Annotated in this window: 19 protein-coding genes and 1 tRNA gene; 10 read left to right on the top strand and 10 right to left on the bottom strand. The window is 59.2% G+C overall.

Annotation, left to right across the window (positions count from 1 at the left end; all coding sequences use genetic code 11):
* Nucleotides 1-75: 75 nt before the first annotated feature.
* The gene (gene ccmB / locus D781_RS15270) at nucleotides 76-735 is read right to left on the bottom strand and encodes a heme exporter protein CcmB (protein ID WP_015673238.1); all 660 of its coding nucleotides are present in this window, start codon (nucleotides 733-735) and stop codon (nucleotides 76-78) included.
* Nucleotides 735-1,367 (bottom strand): cytochrome c biogenesis heme-transporting ATPase CcmA, encoded by a 633-nt coding sequence (gene ccmA, locus D781_RS15275; RefSeq protein ID WP_015673239.1) that lies wholly within the window; start codon nucleotides 1,365-1,367, stop codon nucleotides 735-737. Before ccmA ends, ccmB begins: the two co-directional genes overlap by 1 nt.
* Before the next feature lie 378 nt (nucleotides 1,368-1,745).
* Here ccmA and D781_RS15280 point away from each other — a divergent pair.
* From D781_RS15280 to ypdK, 3 genes are all read left to right on the top strand, one after another.
* Nucleotides 1,746-1,820, top strand: a tRNA-Arg gene (locus D781_RS15280).
* A gap of 983 nt (nucleotides 1,821-2,803) precedes the next feature.
* A complete protein-coding gene (locus D781_RS15285) occupies nucleotides 2,804-3,244 on the top strand; it encodes a hypothetical protein (RefSeq protein ID WP_015673240.1) in 441 nt (146 codons plus the stop codon).
* Between the two features lie 530 nt (nucleotides 3,245-3,774).
* Nucleotides 3,775-3,849 carry a membrane protein YpdK gene (gene ypdK / locus D781_RS23470; RefSeq protein WP_102025020.1) on the top strand — a complete coding sequence of 25 codons (75 nt, stop codon included), beginning with the start codon at nucleotides 3,775-3,777 and terminating at the stop codon, nucleotides 3,847-3,849.
* A gap of 72 nt (nucleotides 3,850-3,921) precedes the next feature.
* Here ypdK and alaC read toward each other — a convergent pair whose 3' ends face one another.
* On the bottom strand, nucleotides 3,922-5,139 hold the full coding sequence (gene alaC / locus D781_RS15295; RefSeq protein WP_015673241.1) for an alanine transaminase: 1,218 nt from the start codon (nucleotides 5,137-5,139) through the stop codon (nucleotides 3,922-3,924).
* Nucleotides 5,140-5,433: 294 nt separating this feature from the next.
* On the opposite strand from alaC, the gene D781_RS15300 reads away from it, so the two are divergent.
* The gene (locus D781_RS15300) at nucleotides 5,434-6,678 is read left to right on the top strand and encodes a DUF1479 domain-containing protein (RefSeq protein WP_015673242.1); all 1,245 of its coding nucleotides are present in this window, start codon (nucleotides 5,434-5,436) and stop codon (nucleotides 6,676-6,678) included.
* 18 nt (nucleotides 6,679-6,696) lie between these two features.
* Here the strand turns inward: D781_RS15300 and D781_RS15305 are convergent, their stop codons facing one another.
* Nucleotides 6,697-7,590, bottom strand: a complete 894-nt coding sequence (locus tag D781_RS15305) for a LysR substrate-binding domain-containing protein (protein WP_015673243.1) — start codon at nucleotides 7,588-7,590, stop codon at nucleotides 6,697-6,699.
* 133 nt (nucleotides 7,591-7,723) lie between these two features.
* Here D781_RS15305 and D781_RS15310 point away from each other — a divergent pair, with 133 nt between their 5' ends.
* The 3 genes from D781_RS15310 to D781_RS15320 all read left to right on the top strand — a co-directional run bounded on the left by D781_RS15310 (nucleotide 7,724) and on the right by D781_RS15320 (nucleotide 11,754).
* A complete protein-coding gene (locus D781_RS15310; protein ID WP_015673244.1) occupies nucleotides 7,724-9,214 on the top strand; it encodes a UbiD family decarboxylase in 1,491 nt (496 codons plus the stop codon).
* Between the two features lie 112 nt (nucleotides 9,215-9,326).
* Nucleotides 9,327-11,012 (top strand): sensor histidine kinase, encoded by a 1,686-nt coding sequence (locus D781_RS15315; protein WP_041411841.1) that lies wholly within the window; start codon nucleotides 9,327-9,329, stop codon nucleotides 11,010-11,012.
* A gap of 7 nt (nucleotides 11,013-11,019) precedes the next feature.
* Nucleotides 11,020-11,754: a LytTR family DNA-binding domain-containing protein gene (locus D781_RS15320; RefSeq protein WP_015673246.1), complete on the top strand. Its 735-nt coding sequence runs from the start codon at nucleotides 11,020-11,022 to the stop codon at nucleotides 11,752-11,754.
* Here D781_RS15320 and D781_RS15325 read toward each other — a convergent pair whose 3' ends face one another.
* Nucleotides 11,755-12,042 (bottom strand): DUF2502 domain-containing protein, encoded by a 288-nt coding sequence (locus D781_RS15325; RefSeq protein ID WP_015673247.1) that lies wholly within the window; start codon nucleotides 12,040-12,042, stop codon nucleotides 11,755-11,757. It lies immediately after the preceding gene.
* A gap of 387 nt (nucleotides 12,043-12,429) precedes the next feature.
* Here D781_RS15325 and D781_RS15330 point away from each other — a divergent pair, with 387 nt between their 5' ends.
* A complete protein-coding gene (locus D781_RS15330; RefSeq protein ID WP_015673248.1) occupies nucleotides 12,430-13,653 on the top strand; it encodes an OFA family MFS transporter in 1,224 nt (407 codons plus the stop codon).
* A gap of 62 nt (nucleotides 13,654-13,715) precedes the next feature.
* Here D781_RS15330 and glk read toward each other — a convergent pair whose 3' ends face one another.
* The 3 genes from glk to D781_RS15345 all read right to left on the bottom strand — a co-directional run bounded on the left by glk (nucleotide 13,716) and on the right by D781_RS15345 (nucleotide 16,045).
* Complete coding sequence (gene glk / locus D781_RS15335) at nucleotides 13,716-14,678, bottom strand: glucokinase (RefSeq protein WP_015673249.1); 963 nt, start codon at nucleotides 14,676-14,678, stop codon at nucleotides 13,716-13,718.
* Between the two features lie 163 nt (nucleotides 14,679-14,841).
* On the bottom strand, nucleotides 14,842-15,537 hold the full coding sequence (locus D781_RS15340) for an aspartate/glutamate racemase family protein (protein ID WP_015673250.1): 696 nt from the start codon (nucleotides 15,535-15,537) through the stop codon (nucleotides 14,842-14,844).
* Between the two features lie 67 nt (nucleotides 15,538-15,604).
* A complete protein-coding gene (locus D781_RS15345) occupies nucleotides 15,605-16,045 on the bottom strand; it encodes a multidrug/biocide efflux PACE transporter (RefSeq protein ID WP_015673251.1) in 441 nt (146 codons plus the stop codon).
* Nucleotides 16,046-16,145: 100 nt separating this feature from the next.
* Here D781_RS15345 and D781_RS15350 point away from each other — a divergent pair, with 100 nt between their 5' ends.
* The gene (locus D781_RS15350; protein ID WP_041411842.1) at nucleotides 16,146-17,012 is read left to right on the top strand and encodes a LysR family transcriptional regulator; all 867 of its coding nucleotides are present in this window, start codon (nucleotides 16,146-16,148) and stop codon (nucleotides 17,010-17,012) included.
* Here the strand turns inward: D781_RS15350 and D781_RS15355 are convergent.
* Nucleotides 17,009-18,667: a thiamine pyrophosphate-binding protein gene (locus tag D781_RS15355; protein WP_015673253.1), complete on the bottom strand. Its 1,659-nt coding sequence runs from the start codon at nucleotides 18,665-18,667 to the stop codon at nucleotides 17,009-17,011. The genes D781_RS15350 and D781_RS15355 overlap by 4 nt on opposite strands.
* A 294-nt stretch (nucleotides 18,668-18,961) precedes the next feature.
* On the opposite strand from D781_RS15355, the gene D781_RS15360 reads away from it, so the two are divergent.
* Nucleotides 18,962-19,429 (top strand): DUF2502 domain-containing protein, encoded by a 468-nt coding sequence (locus D781_RS15360; protein ID WP_015673254.1) that lies wholly within the window; start codon nucleotides 18,962-18,964, stop codon nucleotides 19,427-19,429.
* 57 nt (nucleotides 19,430-19,486) lie between these two features.
* Here D781_RS15360 and D781_RS15365 read toward each other — a convergent pair whose 3' ends face one another.
* Nucleotides 19,487-20,728, bottom strand: coding sequence for an Nramp family divalent metal transporter (locus D781_RS15365; RefSeq protein ID WP_015673255.1), 1,242 nt, complete (start codon nucleotides 20,726-20,728; stop codon nucleotides 19,487-19,489).
* Nucleotides 20,729-20,956: the final 228 nt, after the last annotated feature.

The raw sequence follows: 20,956 nt of genomic DNA on the forward strand, positions 1-20,956 counted from the left end.
CCTGCGCTGCAAAGCGGCCAATGATGTATACGCCAGGGCCGCTCTTGTCGGCGTTGCCCGGCTCTTATCTGTTAGCTAGTGCACGCTTACCCGCAGCGCCGCGGCGGTGGCGAACGGCGCCAGCGTCACGCTGCCCGCCAGCAGCGCACCGAGTATCGCCAGATAGCCGTCGATCGGCATTCCCATCGCAGCGGCGTCAATCGCGCCGGTGGCGAAGATCAGCACCGGAATATACAGCGGCAGCACCAGCAGGCTCAGCAGCACCCCGCCTTTGCGCAGCCCGACGGTCAGCCCGACGCCGATGGCGCCGATCAGGCTCAGCGTCGGCGTGCCGAGCAGCAGAGTAGCGGCCACCGCCAACCAGGTCTGCATGTCCAGCGACAGCAGCAGCGCCACCAGCGGCGACAGCAGCAGCAACGGCAGCCCCGTCACCACCCAGTGAGCACATACTTTGCCTAACACCGCCAGCGGCAGCGGGGTCGGCAGCAGCAACAGCTGTTCCAGCGAGCCGTCAAGAAAGTCATCGCGGAACAATCTTTCCAGCGACAGCAGCGACGCCAGCAGCGCCGCCACCCAGATGATGCCCGGCGCGATACGCGCCAGCAGCTGCGGCTCCGGGCCGACGCCCAGCGGAAACAGCGTGATAACGATCAGAAAGAACCACAGCGGGTTCACGATTTCTGCGCCTTTGCGAAAGGCGATTTTCAGTTCACGACGCAACAGGGTAAAAAACATCAGGCCGTCTCCCTCCCCGCGTCCAGCAGACGAATTTTCGTCACCGGCCGCTGGCTGCCGGCCAGTTCCTGATGGGTGGTCAACACTACCATGCCGCCCTGCTGCGCATGTTGTTCAAAATGGCGGATCAATTCAGCCACGCCCTGTTTATCGATGGCGGTCAGCGGCTCGTCCAGTATCCACAGCGGGCTGTCGCTCAGATACAGGCGCGCCAGCGCCACGCGCCGTTGCTGCCCGGCGGACAGCTGCGCCACCGGCAGGTCCTCATACCCCACCAGCCCCACCTGCTCCAGCGCCTGCCAGATCGCCTGGCCGTCGCCGCTGCGGGCGGCGCGCTGATAAAAGCGCAGGTTTTCAAACGGCGTCAGCATCGCATTGATGCCCGGCTGATGGCCGAGGAACAGCAGCTCCGCATGATAGCGTTCGCGACTGCGGCGGGTATTTTCGCCCCGCCAGCGCACTTCGCCGTCATCCGGGCGCGCCAGACCGGCCAGAATGCGCAGCAGGCTGGTTTTACCCGCGCCGTTCGGTCCCTCCACCTGCACCAGGTCGCCCGGATTCACCGAAAAGCTCAGCCCGCTAAACAGGGTGCGCTCATCGCGGACACAACTCAGGTTTTTGGCTTCCAGCATGGGTAGGGCTCGGCTATTTTTCTTTGGGTGTGCGCATGATAGCACAAGCGATCGGCGGCTCGTAGCCTGTGGCCGGCGCAGAAACTACTCCGATAGGGGTAATATTGCGCATCAGATCAATAATGCGTAGAAAAATGCGCCAACGTTAAACCCTTGTTACTTTTTTCTGCAATTTGACCAACTTATTTCTCCCGCTTGGCGGCAGGATGACGCACCCAACTTCCGGAGTACCACCGGCGTATTAACCCCGCGCCACCCGGCCTTCCGTCCCCTCCCCGCCGCCGCAGGAAGCCGTCACTGGCGAATGATTAGCCAAACGCACCGCTAACTGCTTATTCTGGGAAGAAAAACGGGTATAATGCCTGTCAGCGTCACTATGCCTCCGTAGTTAAACGGATATAACAAGCCCCTCCTAAGGGCTAGTTACTGGTTCGATTCCAGTCGGGGGTACCATTCACGCTTTTCAGCACGCCGGCACCTCCATCTTCCCTATTGAGTGATAAACAGAAATATTGCACTACGGCCATACTATGGACGAAAAACCATCGCTCCGATGGCGTAACGCATTTATCGGTAACGAACATATTTCCCCCTACCAACAAAAAGTGCAGGCAACTAAAAACCAAGTGATTAATGAAACAGTTAGAGCTGGTTATTATATATATTATTCTCACCCTATTTTTCCTGCCAATTTCACGACGAGCGCCATCCGACCGTGGTGTAAATCGTCATCGCTGACGCCCCTCCCGCCAAGATCGCTTTAATGGTTAATCAACCGCAGCAAAAAGCATTTAAGTCACGCCCCGAAATACCCTCCCCCCCCCTCTTTCCCGACCTGCCAGCATCTCGGGTGAACCAACGGGATGTAATGCAATGAAAAACAGTATTAAATGGAAAAGATAATTTCACGAAACGTTTTCGCCACGCCACTAAAATAATTAATAATAAAATCAATAACAAACATCGGAAATGGCTTTAACAAAGCTAAGATAAAACCGTTCACAAAGCCCGTACATAAATTTGGATCACTCTTTTTACATTAAATAAAATTATGATTTACTGACTATTAATCTTGATCAGCCTCTACCTCTTAAGAATACAAAACTTTAGTGTAAGATTTGTTGATTTATCGCCCTTGAAGTTGGAAAAATCCTAGAAAATTCGACTAACAACACGTTTTCTTACGCAGAATAAACTGTAGATATTATGAATATTTATTAAATTAATTTATAATGCTCTGACACACAGCTCATGCAGTTCAAAAAACAAACATATCTTCGATCGTATAATTCTTTGTTATGGAATCATTTAACGATGACTTTTTACATAAACCCCTCATCAATGAGGACAACATTTCACACTGTCCCTCCTCTTTTATCTCCTGAGTCATGCTACTCTGCTGCGCATTGTAATCTTGCCACTAATCAGGAGCCGCTATGCCTAGCCACTACCCGGCCTACTACCACTTTGATGATGAAAACGACTGCTGGCATATCGGCTTTCGTGATTTCCCGGAATTTCAAACCGCCAGCTATAAACGCGAAGACATCGAACTGGAAGCACAAGACGCACTGCTGACCGCCATCGCGATTGAGCTTGATGAAGGCCGCACGGTGCCGCCGCCCTCGTCATGCGACGCAGCAGAGCTGCGTGTGCCGTTGTCGCTGTTGGCGCAGCTTAAAATTGCGCTGCATAACGCACTACTGGCACAACGGATGCCGAAAGCATTACTGGCGCGCAAACTGGGGTTTAACGCCGGTCAGATGAATCGCCTGTTGGATATCGCCTATGCTTCCAAAGCCGAAGCGCTGGAACAGGCACTCTTTTTACTGGGCTACGAAATCCGAGCCTCGGTTCATCTCTGCGATAAACAGTAAAAATTGTGCGTCGCCGGACTAAATATTCTCCTGCGACTGCCGATGATGGGGGTTACCCCTTTCACCGGCGCAGATAAAGGTTAAACATGAAGTGGATATATCGCCATATCTGGCTAACGGTACTGGTCATTTGCCTACTGTTCTGGTCTGCCGTAGCGACCATCGTTATTCTACTTTGGTAAGGTTGCGGCCGCCTCCACTGGTGGCCTCTCACCACCCACTCTTGGCTGCCCCTCTCTGAAGAAAAATCAGTGAATAAACAGCGACCGATGATTAAAAAAACGGCAAAAAACGTGATCAAAAACACAGTATTGAAATAATACAAAGATTGGGAGTACATTGAGCGCCGATCCTGTCGCATTTCCCACGTTGTCACAAACGGAAAAATGCGGCGACCGGGAAGTTCAGGCTGCCAACGGACTGTTTTCATAACAAAAAGAAACGGCCGGGCGAACTGAACATCCTATACAATACTCAGCACAACAATCGGGATCGTTGACTTGCGAGCACTCCATGAGGGGAGTTATTCAGTGAAATACTTTTTGATGGGAATTTCATTCATGCTGGTTGCATGGGTTGGTACCTTCATGTTTATGGTTTCCTGACGGACCACCAAACCCGAAAACGGCAACAAGGGGCGCACCGGCGCCCCTTGGTTGTTTTTGCAGTCCGGTAAGCTATTTCGCCGCCGGCGAGATCAGTCCATCGGCGCGGAACATCGCCTTGATGCCGCGAACCGCTTGGCGAATACGATCCTGATTTTCAATCAGTGCAAAACGCACGTGATCGTCGCCATACTCACCAAAGCCGATGCCCGGCGATACGCAGACCTTCGCCTCCGCCAGCAGGCGTTTGGCGAACTCCAGCGATCCCAAATGGGCATACGGTTGCGGGATTTTCGCCCAGACGTACATTGAGGCCTTCGGGTTATCCACCATCCAGCCGGCTTCGTGCAGGCCTTTCACCAACACGTTGCGCCGCTGGCGATACTGCTCGGCAATGTCCAGCACGCACTGCTGGTCGCCCTCCAGCGCGGCGATGGCCGCCACCTGCAGCGGCGTAAAGGTGCCATAATCGTGGTAACTCTTGATGCGCGTCAGCGCGCTGACCAGTTCCGGATTGCCCACCATAAAACCGATGCGCCAGCCAGCCATATTATAGCTTTTCGACAGGGTGAAAAACTCAACCGCGATGTCTTTCGCCCCCGGCACCTGCATGATCGACGGCGCCTGCCAGCCGTCATAGACAATATCGGCATAGGCCAAATCATGCACCACCAGCACGTTGTACTGCTTCGCCAGCGCCACCACCCGCTCAAAGAAATCCAGCTCCACGCACTGCGCGGTCGGGTTGGAGGGGAAACCGAGGATCATCATTTTCGGCCGCGGGATGGTTTCACGGATGGCGCGCTCCAGCTCACCAAAGAAATCGCCGCCTTCCACCAGCGGCACCGAACGCACCTGCGCGCCGGCGATCACCGCGCCGTAAATATGAATCGGGTAGCTCGGGTTCGGCACCAGCACGGTATCGCCATGGTCAAGCGTCGCCAGCATCAGATGCGCCAGCCCCTCTTTGGAGCCGATGGTGACGATGGCTTCACTTTCCGGATCGATATCCACCTGATAGCGCTGCTGATACCAGCGCGAGATCGCCCGGCGCAGGCGCGGAATACCGCGTGAGGTCGAGTAACCGTGCGTATCCTCACGCTGCGCCACGGTGCAGAGTTTTTCCACAATGTGCGGCGGCGTCGGGCCGTCGGGGTTGCCCATGCTGAAGTCGATAATATCTTCGCCGCGACGGCGGGCGGCCATCTTCAGTTCGGCGGTGATGTTAAACACGTACGGGGGAAGACGTTCAATGCGCGTAAAGCGGCGCGGACTGTGATTATCAGCCATAGATTCCTCGAAGAGACGTAAGCGCCCGGACCGTCCGAGCGACGCTGGCCAGTTTTTGGCCTGTTCTTGAACATATCGCAGCAGATTCAGGCTGTCCATCCCCTAAACGATAACTTTTTCATCATCGTCCTCGGGACAGTAATCTCCGAAATTCAAAAAACAGGAAGTTTCGAATGAAAGATATCGCTTTATTTTCCTCGTTAAAGTCCAGATAATCATTAACGTAAAAACAACAAATGTATTACCTACTCTCTGTAACCGACGACGCCCACCGGCGATAGTAAGGAGAACCTTATGACAGCACTGGTTATCGACGATATCCCCGCCGCCATCAAGCACGTCAAACGGCAGCTGCGCCAGGCGCTGCCCAACTACCGCGAGGTGTTTCTGGCGCTGGAGGACAACATTCGCCAGCAGGTGGAACAGATCCGCCATGAGCTGGCCGCCGGCCACAATCCGGTGCCGCAAATCGACGCCGAGGATATTCTGCAACAGCGGGTGAGCGAGCAGCAGAAGGCGCTGATCAGACAGCGCGGCGCCTGCGCCATCCGCGGCGTGTTCCCGCGCGCCACCGCCGAAGGCTGGAACCGCGAAATCGGCGACTATCTGAGCCGCAACAACTTTGTCGAACGGCTGAAAAACGCCGCCGAAGATAATTACTTCGGTAAACTGGCCGCCAGCAAACCGCAGATTTACGGTATCTACTGGTCAAAGCCGCAGGTGGAGGCGCGCCAGGATCGACGCATGCACGCGGTGCAGGTCTTCATGAACAGCCTGTGGGCAAGCGAAAGCGACGGTAAGCAGCACTTCGACCCGCAGCGCGTCGCCAGCTATGCCGACCGCACCCGCCGCCGCCCGCCGAACTCCTCCTCACTCGGCCTGTCGCCGCACGTCGACAGCGGCACCATCGAACGCTGGCTGGACGAGAATTTCCGCTATGTCTATCGCCACGTGTTCTCCGGCGAGTGGCAACGTTACGACCCTTTCGCCGCCGACGGTCGCACCGAGGTGCGCGAAATCGCCTCGCCGGCGGTCTGCTCAATGTTCCGCACCTTTCAGGGCTGGACGGCGCTGACACCACAGCGCACCCACGCCGGGACGCTGAACCTGGTACCGATCGCCAACGCCATGGCTTACGTGCTGCTGCGCGCGCTGCAGGACGACGTGGCGGATGACGATCTGTGCGATGCCGCACCGGGACGCGCGCTGTCAATTTCGGAGAAATGGCATCCCCTTTTATTGCAGGGGATTTCCCCTATTCCGGATCTGGAGCCGGGCGACTGCGTATTCTGGCACTGCGACGTGATCCACGCGGTGGAAAATGAGCACCACGGCGAGTTCGACAGCAACGTGATGTATATCGCCGCCGCGCCGGGCTGCGCAAAGAACGACGCCTATCTGCAGCGGCAGCTGCCCAGCTTCCTGAGCGGCCGCACGCCGCCGGACTTCGCCGCGGATGATTTTGAGGTGGACTTCGTCGGCCGCGGCGGTGAAGAGATGCTGACGCCGCTCGGCAGAGAACAGCTCGGCCTGAAATAACCGCCCCGCGCGCGCCGCTCAGCCCGTGGCGCGCGCCAGAACAAAGCGGGCCAAATCCTTCACCGCCGCCTGCTGGGTATTCTGCCGGTAGGCCAGCGTCAGCGTGCTCACCGCCAGCGGATCGTCCAGCGGGTGATAGCTGATATCCTCACGCCGCGCCAGCGCCTGCGTCTCCGGCACCAGCGCGACGCCCATCCCCAGGGCCACCAGCCCGATGGTTACCGCCACGTCGCGCGTGGTTTTCAGCGGATGCGGCGTAAAGCCGGCGCGGCGGCAGGCGGCCAATACCGACCAGGCCAGCCCGACGCCCGGCGGATCGTTCTGGATCAAAAACGGCTCTTGCGCCAGCTGCCGCAGCGACAGCGTACCGCCCCCGCTCAGCGCATGATCCTTCGGCAGCACCGCGATCAGCGCCCGCTGCACCACCTGCCGGTAAACCAGCCCGGGCAACTGCGGCACCGGCGTACGCACCAGCGCCGCATCCAGGTCGCCGCTCTGCAGCAGGGTGAGCTGACGGTTCACATCATGCTCTTCCATCGCCAGCTCAATGCCCGGCCGCGCCTGACGGTAGTCGCGCATCAGCGCCATCAGGGCGGGATCGTAAATCGCCGATCCGACATACCCCAGCCGGATCGCGCCGTCGGCGCCGCTGCGCAGGCTGGCGGCGGCCTGCAGCAGCCCCTCATAGCGACCTATGGCATCGCGCGCTTTCTCCAGCAGCACGCGCCCTTCCGGCGTCAGCGCCACGTGGCGGCGATCGCGCTCAAACAGCCGCAACCCCAGGCGCTGTTCCAGCAGTTTGATGTGCTGGCTCAGCGCCGGCTGGGCAATATGCACATTGGCCGCCGCACGCCCGAAGTGCATCTCGTCGGCCAGGGCAATAAACGAGTACAGCTGGCGGATGTCGCTCATAAGCCGTCCTGTGATAACGAATGATGATTAAAAACAGGCTAAACCCTATTAGACAGAAATCAATCCCCGCCCGACACTGATAATAGATAACAACCCATCCCCCTCTTACTCTGACCATTAACGGATCGTGCCGATGACCACACCCAACGAACTGCCGCAGGTTCACGACCTGCGTTCCGCCCTGGCGCTGCTGAGCCAGCTTGAAGATGAACTGATCGCCACCGATGAACCGGTGGACCCGATGGCCGAGCTGTCCGGCGTGTACCGCTACGTCGGCGCGCACGGCACCGTGATGCGGCCGACGCGCGTCGGCCCCGCCATGATGTTCAATCGCATTAAAGGCTACGACGATATGCGGGTGCTGATCGGCCTGCTGGCGTCGCGCAAGCGCGTGGCCCACCTGTTGGGCAGCACGCCGGACCGGCTGGCCCAGCTGCTGAAAGAGTCGGTCAGCCATCCGATTGCACCAATCGAAATTCCGCGTGAGCAAGCCGCCTGCCAGGAAGTGGTGCATCTGGCCAGCGACCCGGACTTCGACATCCTCAAACTGCTGCCGGCGCCGACCAATACGCCGGACGACGCCGGCCCCTACTTTACGCTGGGCATGTGCTATGCCGCCGACCCGGAAACCGGCGAGCACGACGTGACGATCCACCGCCTGTGCGTTCAGGGCAAGGATGAAATCTCGATGTACTTCGTGCCCGGCCGCCACCTTGACACCTTCCGCATGAAGGCCGAAGCGGCGGGCCAGGCACTGCCGATCTCTATCAGCATCGGCGTTGACCCGGCCATTGAGATCGGCGCCTGCTTCGAGCCGCCCACCACGCCGCTGGGCTTCGATGAGCTGTCGGTGGCCGGCGCGCTGCGCAACCGGCCGGTGGAGCTGACGCCGTGCCTGACGGTGGCGGCGCGCGCCATCGCCCACGCCGAAGTGGTGATCGAGGGCGAGCTGCTGCCGGGGGTGCGGGTGCGTGAAGATCAGCACACCCACAGCGGCAAGGCGATGCCGGAGTTCCCCGGCTATACCGGGGAGGCCAAGGCGGCGCTGCCGGTGATCAAGGTGAAGGCGATTACCCACCGTAAGCATCCGATCCTGCAAACCTGCATCGGCGCCAGCGATGAGCACACCAATCTGGCGGGCATTCCCACCGAGGCCAGCATTCTGCAGATGGTCGAACGGGCGCTGCCCGGCTTTGTGCAGAACGTACACTGCCCTTCCCCCGGCACCGGCAAATATCTGGCGGTGCTGCAGGTGAAAAAACGCTCGGAGAACGACGAAGGCCGGCAGCGGCAGGCGGCGCTGCTGGCGTTCGCCGCCTTCTCAGAGCTGAAACACGTGATGCTGGTGGACGAGGATGTCGACCTGTTTGATATGAATGACGTGATGTGGGCGATGACCACCCGCTATCAGGGCGACGTCAGCACGGTATTTATTCCCGGCGTGCGCTGCCATCCGCTGGATCCTTCGTCGTCGCCGGCCTTCAGCCCGTCGATTCGCGCGGAAGGCATCGCCTGCAAGGCCATTTTTGACTGCACGGTGCCCTATGCGCTGAAAGAACAGTTCCAGCGCAGCGCCTTTATGGAGGTGGACGTCACGCGCTTTATTCCGGGCTTTAAACCCTGACCGCCAAGGGGATACGGGCGCGGGCTCTCTGAGCCGACGCCCGACGCTGTGGTATACTGGCCGTCATCTTGTTCCACCGCAGTGAGTCGCCGCCGTGCACCCTTTTTTTGAAATGCTGTTAGCGGTCTTCGATCGTGCCGCGCTGATGTTAATCTGCCTCTTCTTCCTGACGCGCACCCGGCTGTTCCGCCAGCTGCTGCAAAAAGAGGAACACACGCCGCTGGAGCTGGCGGCGGTCACCGCCATTTTCTCGCTGTTCGCACTGTTCAGCACCTATTCCGGCATCAACGTTGAAGGCTCGCTGGTCAACGTGCGGGTGATCGCCATCATGGCCGGCGGCATCCTGTTCGGGCCGTGGGTCGGCGTGGCCACCGGCATCATCGCCGGCGTGCACCGCTATCTGATCGATATCGACGGCATTACCTCGGTGCCCTGCCTGATCACCAGCATTATCGCCGGCATCAGCGCCGCCTATATCCACCTGAAGGTGAAAAAAGAGCGCCGCTGGCGCATCGGCATTCTCGGCGGCATGCTGTGTGAGAGCCTGACCATGCTGCTGATCGTGCTGTGGGCGTCGCCGACCGAGCTGGGGCTGGAGATCGTGGCGCAAATCGCCCTGCCGATGATCCTCGGTACGGTGTGCATCGGCCTGATCGTGCTGCTGGTGCAGAGCGTGGAGGATGAAAAAGAGGTGATCGCCGCCCGCCAGGCCAAGCTGGCGCTGGATATCGCGCGTAAAACCCTGCCCTATTTCCGCAACTTCAACAGCGAATCGCTGACCACCATCTGCGATATTATCCGCCACGATATTCAGGCCGACGCGGTGGCGATGACCGATAGCCAACGCGTGCTGGCCTACGTCGGCGTCGGCGAGGAGCACTATCCGGTCGGGCGGGAAAGCCTCAGCCGGGTGACGCGCGAAAGCATCCGTCACGGCAAAATTATTATCAAGAACAACCACGAAAGCCCCGCCACGCCGCAGATCCACTCGCAGCTGGTGATCCCGCTGTGGGAAAAGGGCGAAGTCAGCGGCACGCTGAAAATCTACTACTGCCACGCGCACCAGATCACCAATACCCTGAAGGTGATGGCGGTCGGCCTGTCGCAGATTATCTCCACCCAGATGGAGGTGTCCCGCATTGAACAGCTGCGCCAGATGGCGGATAAGGCCGAAATGCGCGCGCTGCAGAGCAAGATCAACCCGCACTTTCTGTTTAACGCGCTGAACGCCATCTCGTCGTTAATCCGCCTGAACCCGGACACCGCGCGCCAGCTGATTATCAACCTGTCGCGCTACCTGCGCTACAACCTGGAGCTGAACGACGAGCCGATCGACATCCGTAAAGAGCTGCACCAGGTACAGGATTATATCGCGATCGAACAGGCGCGCTTCGGCGACAAACTGACGGTGATCTACGATATCGACGACGATATCGCGCTGCGTATTCCCAGCCTGCTGATCCAGCCGCTGGTGGAAAACGCCATCGTGCACGGCATTCAGCCCTGCCGCGGCAAAGGCGTGGTGGTGATTGCGGTCAAGGATCACGGTGAACGCATCCGGATTTCGGTGAAAGACACCGGCCACGGCATCAGCCAGGCAGTGATCGACCGCGTGGCGCGTAACGAAATGCCGGGCAACCATATCGGCCTGCTCAATGTGCACCACCGCGTCTCGCTGCTGTACGGCGCCGGGCTGAAGATTCGCCGTCTGGAGCCAGGCACCGAAATTGCGTTTTATATCACCAAAGACGGCGCTAAACGGCGCCCTGCCGCCGAACGGCCGGCAGAGGAAGCGTGAGGAAAGTATGAAAGCCATCATTGTGGAAGATGAGTTTCTGGCGCAGGAAGAACTGAGCTACCTGATTAAACAGCACAGCAGCATCACCATCGAAGCCACCTTCGATGACGGTCTGGAGGTGCTGAAATACCTGCAAAACCACCAGGTGGACGCCATCTTCCTTGATATCAATATTCCGTCGCTCGACGGCGTACTGCTGGCGCAGAACATCAGCAAATTCGCCCAGCGGCCGGCGATTATCTTTATCACCGCCTATAAAGAACACGCGGTGGAAGCCTTTGAGATCGAAGCCTTCGACTATATCCTCAAGCCGTACCACGAGGCGCGCATCGTCACCATGCTGCAAAAGCTGGAGGCACAGCACTCGCGCTCGCAGGCGCAGCCCGAACAGCAGCAGCCGACCGGACGCGGCGGCCACAGCATTAACCTGATCAAAAACGATCGCATCATCGTTACCGACATCAACGATATTTACTATGCGGCGGCCGACGAAAAAGTGACGCGGGTTTACACCCGCCGTGAAGAGTTTGTCATGCCGATGAATATCAGCGAATTTTACGCCCGGCTGCCGGAAGAGCACTTCTTCCGCTGCCACCGCTCTTACTGCGTCAATCTGGCGAAAATCCGCGAAATCGTGCCCTGGTTCAATAACACCTATATTCTGCGGCTGAGCGACCTGGAGTTTGAAGTGCCGGTCAGCCGCAGCAAGGTCAAGGCGTTCCGCCAGCTGATGCGCCTGTAATTAACCGCGGCGATCGTCGTGGCGATGGTGATGCCGCGCCGGCGGCCGGTGATCCGCCCGGTGCGGCGGGCGAAAATGCTCGCGGTAGTGGCGCGGCGGCCGAGGCTCGCGATGGTGCTCACGCCACCAGCGCGCTTCGCGCCAGCGGTGGCCGTCCCAGTAGTGGCCACGATGGTCGCGGTCGCCGACGCGCCATGCGCTGTCCGGGGCGACGTTAATAAAAATTCCGGCCTGGCTCGCCAGCGGCAGCGCCAGCAGCGCCGCCAATAAAAGTGCTTTGGTTTTCATATTATGGCTCCTGCATTAACGGATTAAATCCGCCTGCCGTTACCCTAATGCCACGCCCGCGGCAGCTCCATCGGACAAACGCCGGTTTACCTCATCCGCACGAAACCTTCACAATTCCCCCACAATCTTCCGCCGTCGCCGGGCAATAAATCGTTGATAACTTTGATTCAGATCACATCTCCAGGGCGGCATTTGACGACGTTTTTGCGCCAAAAACGGCAACTCATGCCCCCTCAGATGCATTTCATTCCCTCGCCGGGGCAACTCATGCCCAATCCGCCGCCGGCCGCAGCCCCGGCCATATAATAACTCCATACTACGGAGCCGCTTTGCTCCGCACATTTTCACCACGGATAACGCACTCTCAAATAACAGGAGAAACCGGCCATGAGAACAAAACCGGTAAATCGCAGCCTTATCGTTCTGGGCACCATCATCTGCCAGATGGGCCTGGGAACTATCTATACCTGGAGCCTGTTTAACCAACCGCTGGTGGAGAAATTCCACTGGGGCCTGGCGGATGTCGCCACGACGTTCTCCATCACCAGTTTCTTCCTGGCGTTTTCTACCCTGTTCGCCGGTAAATTGCAGGAGCGCCTCGGCATCCGCAATCTGACGCTGGCCGCCGGCGTGCTGGTGGGGCTGGGGCTGATCGCCAGCGCCTATGTCAGCTCGCTGGATATGATTTATCTGCTGGCCGGCGTGGTGGTCGGTTTTGCCGTCGGCATCGCCTATATCTCCACCCTGTCCAACCTGATCAAATGGTTCCCGGCCAATAAGGGGCTGATTTCCGGCATCTCCGTCGGTGCCTTCGGCAGCGGCAGCCTGCTGTTCAAATACGTTAACGCGGCGCTGATCGCCAACGCGGGCGTCTCCGCCGCCTTCTTCTACTGGGGCGCGATCGTGATGGCGTTAATCGTCCTCGGCTCGCTGCTGCTGAAAGAGCCGGCCGCGGCCCGTACCCCGGCGGCACAACGCGGCCAGAGCGCCGACTACAGCGTGCGCCAGATGCTGGCGACCAAAGAAGCCTACCTGCTGTTTGCGATTTTCTTCTCCGCCTGTATGAGCGGCCTGTACCTGATCGGCATCGTCAAGGATATGGGGGTGCAGCTGGCCGGGATGGACGTCGCCACCGCTGCCAACACCGTCTCCGCCGTCGCGATTTTCAACACCGCGGGGCGCATTATCCTCGGCACCCTGTCGGATAAAGTCGGCCGGATGCGCGTTATCAGCTTCACCATGCTGGTGACCGTGCTGGCGATTGTCGCCCTGAGCAGCTTTACCCTCAGCCACAGCCTGTTCTTCCTGTGCGTCGGCGCCGTCGCCTTCTGCTTCGGCGGCAATATCACCGTATTCCCGGCGATTGTCGGCGACTTCTTCGGCCTGAAAAACCACAGCAAAAACTACGGCATCATCTATCAGGGCTTCGGCCTGGGCGCGCTGGCCGGCTCATTTATCGCCAAATACTTCGGCGGCTTCCACGCTACCTTCATAGTGATTGGCGTGCTGTCGCTGCTGTCCCTGCTGATCACCCTGCTGATTAAAACGCCGCAGCCGGCCGCCACGGCCGAGCAGGAGGAACACCAGCCGGCGGATCTGGTCAAAGCCTGATTGACCGCCAATAAAAAAGGGGCGCAGCCTGACGGCTGCGCCCCTTTCTCATGTCTGTCGCGTTACAGCTGAATACCCAGCGTCTGGCGCAGGTGAGCGCCGGCGCCCAGCAGACCCGGCTGCGCATGGGTGATCATAAACACCGGGATATCCTGCACGTAATCCTTAAACCGCCCCTTGTCTTCAAACGCCGCGCGGAAACCGGAGGCTTTAAAGAATTCCATAAAGCGCGGCACGATGCCGCCGGCGATATACACGCCGCCGAAGGTGCCCAGCGTCAGCGCCAGATTGCCGCCGAAACGCCCCAGGATCACGCAGAACAGCGACAGCGCACGGCGGCTGTCAATGCAGCTGTCGGCCAGTGCGCGCTCGGTAATATCTTTTGGCGCCAGGTTCTCCGGCAGCCGTCCGTCGGATTTGACGATCGCCCGGTACAGGTTAACCAGCCCTGGACCGGACAGCACGCGCTCTGCCGAGACGTGGCCCATCTCCGCCCGCAGCGTTTCCAGGATAATGTCCTCTTCTTCGCTGTTCGGCGCGAAGTCGACGTGACCGCCTTCGCCCGGTAGGCTCACCCACTGGCGGTTGACGTGGATCAGATGCGCCACCCCCAGCCCGGTGCCGGCGCCGTACACGGCAATCGGCTTATCCTGCTGCGCCTGAGCACCGCCGAACTGCAGCACGTCCGCGTCCGTCAGCATCGGGATCGCCATCGACACCGCGGTGAAGTCGTTGATGACTTCCAGGTGCGCCAGCCCCAGATTCGCTTTCATCTGTTTGATCGAAAACGCCCAGGTGTGATTGGTCATCGCCACCCAGTCTTCCGTCACCGGACAGGCGATGGCGATGCAGGCGTCCTGCACCTCCAGCTGATGCTCCTGCAGATATTGGCGGATCGCCGCTTCCAGGCTGTCGAACTCCAGGCCCGAGTAGGTTTTCGCCCTGCTGATTTCACCCGTCTCTTTCGAGCACAGCGCCAGACGGGCATTTGTGCCGCCAACGTCCCCCACGAGGGCATAGGTCATCGATGTTTTCTCCGCAAAAAAATTAAATAAACGGCAAGTTGCCCACACTGTAAAACCCCGCCGGGAAAACAACAATCGCTGCCCGCGGCATGGCGACCCAATAGTGATCCGGATCACAAAAATCGTTTCAGCCGGCCAGGAAACCGCGCGTAAAACGTGCGCTCTAACGCGCCAGCATATACTCCGCCGCAGCGCGCGCATGAATCGCCGTGGTGTCAAACACCGGCACCGAGGCATCCTGCGGGCCGACCAACAGGCCGATTTCCGTACAGCCGAAAATAATTCCCTGTGCGCCCTGCTGTTCCAGATCGCTGATAATGCGCCGGTACTCCTCCCGCGAGGCGACGTGGATATGGCCCAGACACAGCTCCTCATAGATAATGCGGTGCACGCTGTCGCGATCCGCCGCCACCGGCGTCACCACTTCAATGCCAAATTTCTCCTGCAGCCGCCCGCGGTAAAAATCCTGCTCCATGGTAAAGCGCGTACCCAGCAGCCCGACGCGGCGGATATTTTGCTGCAGCACCTGCTGCGCCGTGGCGTCGGCGATATGGATCAGCGGCAGGCCGCTGGCCTGCTCCACCGCATCCGCCACTTTATGCATAGTGTTGGTGCAGATCGCGATCGCCTCCGCGCCCGCCGCACGCAGCGAGGTCGCCGCCTGCGCCAACACCCGTGCGGCGCCTTCCCAATCGCCGCGGTGTTGCAGCTGTTCAATTTCATGAAAATCAACGCTGTACAGCACGATTTTCGCCGAGTGCAGGCCACCCAGCTGCGTTTTCACCTGCTCGTTGATCATACGGTAATAAGGAATGGTGGATTCCCAGCTCATCCCGCCCAACAGTCCCAGCACTTTCATCGTCGCTCCCCGCTGTACGTTACAAATAATAACGACATTACCTGAGCCGCCGCCGCTTGACGATCGGTTATTTCACCGCCAGCCGAGAAGCGAGCCAGCGCTGACGCAGCGCGTCATAAGCCCAGTTATACACGACGGTATACGGCAGGAAGAACAGGAAAAAGCCCAATTCCAGCATAAACGCCTGCACCAGCGTCAGGTTCAGCATAAAGGCGGCAATCGGCACACCAATCAGAATAAAACCGGTCTCAAAACCGGCCGCGTGCAGTATCCGCACCGTCAGGTTACGCGTCACCCGGCTCACCGGCCACAGGCGGTCGAACCCCGCGTTGTAAATGATGTTCCACAGCATGGCGACGCTGGACAGCATCACCGCCAGAGCGCCGACCTGTGTCATGGAACGCCCCAGGATCCACGCCCCCAGCGGCGCACAGATCATCACCGCAATCGCCTCAAACCCCACCGCATGGACGATACGTTCGCTGAAAGACTTGTTTTGCAGTTGCATAACTCACCTGTTTTTTACTCATTGTTGGAAAAGTGAGGTGATTATCATCGTTTTTTTACGTAGATTAAAAATAGGTTCCATCGATAAAGTAGATATGTCTATGCGCTATTCTCCCGAAGCCTTGCTGGCGTTTGTTGAGGCCGTGGCGCTCGGCTCATTCTCCGCCGCCGCCCGTAAGCTGAACAAAAGCCAGTCGACCATCAGCACCGCCATTGCCAATCTGGAGGCGGATCTCGATTTAATCCTGTTCGACCGTCAGGCACGCCTGCCGACGCTGACCGCCGCCGGCCACAAGGTGCTGGGGCACGTGCAGGAGATCCTCGCCGCCAGCGAGCGGCTGGATGCCCTGAGTATCCGCCTAGCGGACAAGGTGGAGCCGCGGCTGACCATCGTGTTTTCCGATACTTATCAGCCGGGCCACCACGAAAGCCTGATGCTGGAGTTTGAGCAGCGCTATCAGGATATTGAGCTGGAGTGCATGGTCGACGAGGGGGAAGACGTGCTGGACCTGCTGCAGAGCGGCCGCGCTCACCTGGGCATGCTGGCGGCTCAGCCACACTACCCGCCCGATATCGCCGCGGCGCGGCTGCCGGAGCGCACCGAAATGGGCATCTTCGTCGCCCATCATCATCCGCTGGCCGGCATCCCACAGCCAACGCCGGAGCAGCTCGCCAGTAGCCGGCAGCTGTACCTCAACAGCTATATCGACAGCCGCAATAAGCCGCAGGGGCGCGTCTGGTCGGCACCCAGCTATCTGATGCTGCTGGAAATGGCGGAACAGGGATTCGGCTGGGCGATTCTGCCGCACTGGCTGGTGCAGCAGTACGGCCACGGCCGCCTGAGCGAATTGCGCCCGCGCGGCTGGCCGATGCTGATCTCGGTAGATGCGGTCTGGTCAAAGCTTACCCCGCCGGGGCCGGCGGGGTTGTGGCTGCTGGAACATCTGCTGGCGGGGACGGCAGACTAGGCGGCGTCATTACGTAACTGAATCGCCTGCGAGATGCTGTCCAACAACTCCGGCACATCCATCGGCGGCAACAGCACGTCAATCAACGCCAACTGCCTGCTGTCGCTGACCGTCTGCAGCGCGCTCTGCAGCTGCTGCAGCGTACTGACCCGCCGCACCGTGGCCGCAGCCGAGCCAAACGCCTGCGGCAGCGCACACCAGTCCCAGGCGGCAATGTCGTTATAGCGCTGCTGCGGCCCGTGGATAGCGCGCTCAACGGTATAGCCCGCATTATTCAGCAACAAAATCACCGGCTTGAGACCGTCACGCAGCAGCGATCCCAATTCCTGGATCGTCAGCTGCGCGGCGCCGTCGCCGATCAGCAGCAGCACCCGACGATCCGGCTGCGCCGTCTGCACGCCGAAGGCCGCCGGCAGAGTGTAGCCGATCGACCCCCACAGCGGCTGGTTGATAAACAGACAGCCCTGCGGCAGGCTAAGCGCCGCCGCGCCAAAACAGGCGGTTCCCTGATCGGCGATGATCACGTCGCCGGGTTGCAAAAATGCCTGCAGCTGACGCCAAAACGCGTGCTGATCCAGCGTATCACCATCAGAGGCGGGTAATTCAGGGCGGCTCACCGTCAGCCGGGGCCACTGCCCGCACAGCGCCGACGTCAGCTGATGCAGCGCCTGCACCGCATCGGGCATCGCCAGCGGGCTGAACGCCTGCCGGCCGACGCGGGCGACGGACGGCTGGATATCAATGCACCTCTCCGCGCTTAACCGTTGGCTGAAGCCGGCGGTGATGGTGTCGGTCAAACGTACGCCGACCAGTATGGTCGCATCCGCCTCTTCCACCCGCTGCCTGACCTGCGAATCGCTGGCCGCACCGCTGTAGATGCCGATAAATCCGGCGCGGGTTTCATCCAGCACGCTTTTGCCCATCAGTAAGGTGGCGTGCGGCAGGGGCACCTCATTCATCCACTGCGCCAGCGCCTGTCGTACGCCAAAGCGTTCGGCCAGAAAGTCCGCCACCAGCGTGACGTGGCGCGCCGGCTGCAGCAGTTCACGCGCGGCGGCGATAAACCCGGCCAGCGCCTCCGGTGAAGAATCCGTTACCGGCAGCGCCAACGGCGACAGCGGCGGCGTCAGCGGCGCCTGTGCCACGTCGCCCGGCAGCAGCAGATAAACCGGCCGCCGCTCGGTTAACGCCACGCCCAGCAGGCGGTCGATTTCCGTTTTGGCGTTCTCTACCGTCAGGCTGGCCTGCGCCGCCGTCACCTCTTGCGCCATGCGCGCAAAGTGACCGAAGTCGCCGTCCCCCAGCGTATGGTGCACCCTATCTCCGGCGCGCTGGGCGCGCAGCGTCGGCGCCCCCACCAGATGAATCACCGGCAGATACTCGGCGTAGCTGCCGGCAATGCCGTTGACGGCGCTCAGCTCCCCCACGCCGAAGGTGGTCAGCAACGCCGCGGCCGGCTGACAGCGCGCATAACCATCGGCCGCGTAGGCGGCGTTCAGCTCATTGGCGCAGCCCACCCAGCGAATATGCGGATGATCGATCACATGATCCAGAAAATGCAGGTTGTAATCGCCCGGCACGCCAAAAAGATGGCGGATACCTATCTGTGCTAAACGATCGAGAAGATAATCAGCTACCGTATAGTGGGTGTTCATAAGCGTCACCTGCCTGATTGCGGTATATATCCTTAAGTATCGTCGAGCAGGCGCAAATTACGAGCGAAAACACAGCGACCTAAGTTCTCAACCTCGCTGACCAAGCGGCCAATAACGTCCGCCACACAACAGAAAATTCTCAATCTAACCGCGGGTTAACTTTTTTCAGACTCTCCCTCAAAGGGTTACGTCGAGGATGTCGCTAATATACGCACCATAAAACTATAAGGCCGGCTTAGAGAGAATAAACGACGCATCATTATTCCCTATCGCCGTCGATAATAAGGAGAAAGCATGTTCAAACCTCTGCTACTGGCCGCCGTTTTCGTGGCCGCTACCGTTCCCGTAGCGCCGCAGGCGCAGGCGGACGGCCTGAGTATCGATTTACTTCCCGGCGTTTCTCTGCGTATCGGCGATCAGGACCGGCGCGGCAACTATTGGGACGGCTATGACTGGCGTGACCGCGACTGGTGGGAGAGCCACCGCGGCCGAGAGCTGGGCGAGCGCAGCCGGCGTGGCTACTACTGGGACGGCTATCGCTGGCGCGACCACGACTACTGGCGTAAAAATTACTACTACCATGACGGCCGCTACCGCAAATACGATGAGCATGAGTACAAAAGGTATAAGAAGTACCAGAAAGAGCGTGAAAAAGCGTACAGAAAGTACGAGAAAGAGCGTGAAAAAGACTACCGGAAATACCAAAAAGAGCGTTACAAAGAGTATAAACATCACCATCGTCACCACCACGATGATGACTGACAAACAAACAGGGCGCGAATTCGCGCCCTGTTGTATTTTTGCGGCCGGCGCCGCCGGTTAGAACAGGCTGCTCAGCAGCAGGTAGCCGTTTAACCCCACGACGATGGCAACGATCAGCCAGCCAATGTTCTGAACGACGCGCCCGTTGACCATCTCCCCCATCAACTCGCGGTTGCCGGTAAATTTCAGCAGCGGTACCAGCGCCAACGCGATGCCGAAGCTCAGCAACACCTGGCTCATCACCAGAATATGGGTGGCGTCCATCCCCAGCATGATCACCACAAACGACGGCAGCATAGTCACCACCCGGCGCACCCACAGCGGGATATAGAAGCGGACGAAGCCCTGCATCACCACCTGCCCCGCCAGCGTCCCTACCACGGTGGAAGAGAGGCCGGCCGCCACCAGGCTAAGGCCGAATACCGTGGCCGCCGCATGCCCCAGCAGCGGCTGCAGCGTTAGGTAGGCCTGATCGAGATCGGCGATGCCGCTGTGGCCGCTAAAGTGGAAGGCCGCCGCGGCGGTAGCCATCATCGCCAGGTTAACGAAGCCGGCAATGGTCATCGCCAGCGCCACGTCGACCTTGGTTGACGCATAGCGCTGCGCCTTGGAGCTGCTGCCGGCGGTCTGCGTCAACGATGAGTGCAGATAAATCACGTGCGGCATAATGGTGGCGCCGAGCACGCCGGCGGCCAGGAACACCGCATCGCCATTCGGCAGGTCCGGGATCGCCATGCCTTTGACTAACCCGCTCAGCTGCGGCTGCGAAAACACCAGCTCGACAATATAGGCCGCAGCGACAAACAGCAGCAGCCCGCCAATCACCAGCTCCAGCGGTTTTTGTCCGCGTTTTTGCAGCATCAGGATCAGGAAGGTGGCAATACCGGTCAGGATTGCCCCTTCCAGCAGCGTCACGCCCAGCAGCAGTTTGAACCCTATCGCCGCACCGATAAACTCGGCCAGATCGGTCGCCATGGCGATAATTTCCGCCTGTACCCAATAGGCCCACACCGCCGGACGCGGCAGGCGATCGCGAATATGTTCGGCCAGATTTTTGCCGGTGGCGATCCCCAGCTTGGCGGAGAGCAGCTGGATCAACATCGCCATCACATTGGCCCAGACCACCACCCACAGCAGTTTATAGCCGAAGGAGGCGCCGGACTGGATATTGGTGGCGAAGTTGCCGGGATCGATATAGCCGATGGCGGCGATAAACGCCGGCCCCATCAGAGAAAGTTTGATCTTTCTGGACGGGCGGTCGGTAGATGTTGAGGAGTTAACCGCGCGACTGTTCAGCATATCGTGAAACCCTTACTATTATTAAGCTAACCATCATCCTACCAAGATGATAATAATTATCAATCGCATTTAATGCGGTAATGCTTATCTCTGTGATAGACGGCAACGAAGGTTGAAGAACAGATCGCAGCAAATTCAAACGCTTCGTCCTCCACAAAACAGCACAGATGCAGGACGAAATACGCCTAATACTCAAATTAACACAAAATTCCTACCAATGCGCATAAT

The organism is Serratia sp. FGI94, assembly GCF_000330865.1.
Taxonomy (GTDB): domain Bacteria; phylum Pseudomonadota; class Gammaproteobacteria; order Enterobacterales; family Enterobacteriaceae; genus Serratia_B; species Serratia_B rubidaea.

Bases quoted from the DNA above. Each gene is read 5' to 3' on its own strand.
- ccmB (WP_015673238.1), bottom strand. From the start codon at position 735: ATGTTTTTTACCCTGTTGCGTCGTGAACTGAAAATCGCCTTTCGCAAA.
- D781_RS15325 (WP_015673247.1), bottom strand. From the start codon at position 12,042: ATGAAAACCAAAGCACTTTTATTGGCGGCGCTGCTGGCGCTGCCGCTG.
- D781_RS15310 (WP_015673244.1), top strand. From the start codon at position 7,724: ATGACCACACCCAACGAACTGCCGCAGGTTCACGACCTGCGTTCCGCC.
- D781_RS15330 (WP_015673248.1), top strand. From the start codon at position 12,430: ATGAGAACAAAACCGGTAAATCGCAGCCTTATCGTTCTGGGCACCATC.
- alaC (WP_015673241.1), bottom strand. From the start codon at position 5,139: ATGGCTGATAATCACAGTCCGCGCCGCTTTACGCGCATTGAACGTCTT.
- D781_RS15305 (WP_015673243.1), bottom strand. From the start codon at position 7,590: ATGAGCGACATCCGCCAGCTGTACTCGTTTATTGCCCTGGCCGACGAG.
- D781_RS15285 (WP_015673240.1), top strand. From the start codon at position 2,804: ATGCCTAGCCACTACCCGGCCTACTACCACTTTGATGATGAAAACGAC.
- D781_RS15320 (WP_015673246.1), top strand. From the start codon at position 11,020: ATGAAAGCCATCATTGTGGAAGATGAGTTTCTGGCGCAGGAAGAACTG.
- D781_RS15345 (WP_015673251.1), bottom strand. From the start codon at position 16,045: ATGCAACTGCAAAACAAGTCTTTCAGCGAACGTATCGTCCATGCGGTG.
- D781_RS15315 (WP_041411841.1), top strand. From the start codon at position 9,327: ATGCTGTTAGCGGTCTTCGATCGTGCCGCGCTGATGTTAATCTGCCTC.
- D781_RS15355 (WP_015673253.1), bottom strand. From the start codon at position 18,667: ATGAACACCCACTATACGGTAGCTGATTATCTTCTCGATCGTTTAGCA.
- glk (WP_015673249.1), bottom strand. From the start codon at position 14,678: ATGACCTATGCCCTCGTGGGGGACGTTGGCGGCACAAATGCCCGTCTG.
- D781_RS15340 (WP_015673250.1), bottom strand. From the start codon at position 15,537: ATGAAAGTGCTGGGACTGTTGGGCGGGATGAGCTGGGAATCCACCATT.
- D781_RS15360 (WP_015673254.1), top strand. From the start codon at position 18,962: ATGTTCAAACCTCTGCTACTGGCCGCCGTTTTCGTGGCCGCTACCGTT.
- D781_RS15365 (WP_015673255.1), bottom strand. From the start codon at position 20,728: ATGCTGAACAGTCGCGCGGTTAACTCCTCAACATCTACCGACCGCCCG.
- D781_RS15300 (WP_015673242.1), top strand. From the start codon at position 5,434: ATGACAGCACTGGTTATCGACGATATCCCCGCCGCCATCAAGCACGTC.
- D781_RS15350 (WP_041411842.1), top strand. From the start codon at position 16,146: ATGCGCTATTCTCCCGAAGCCTTGCTGGCGTTTGTTGAGGCCGTGGCG.
- ccmA (WP_015673239.1), bottom strand. From the start codon at position 1,367: ATGCTGGAAGCCAAAAACCTGAGTTGTGTCCGCGATGAGCGCACCCTG.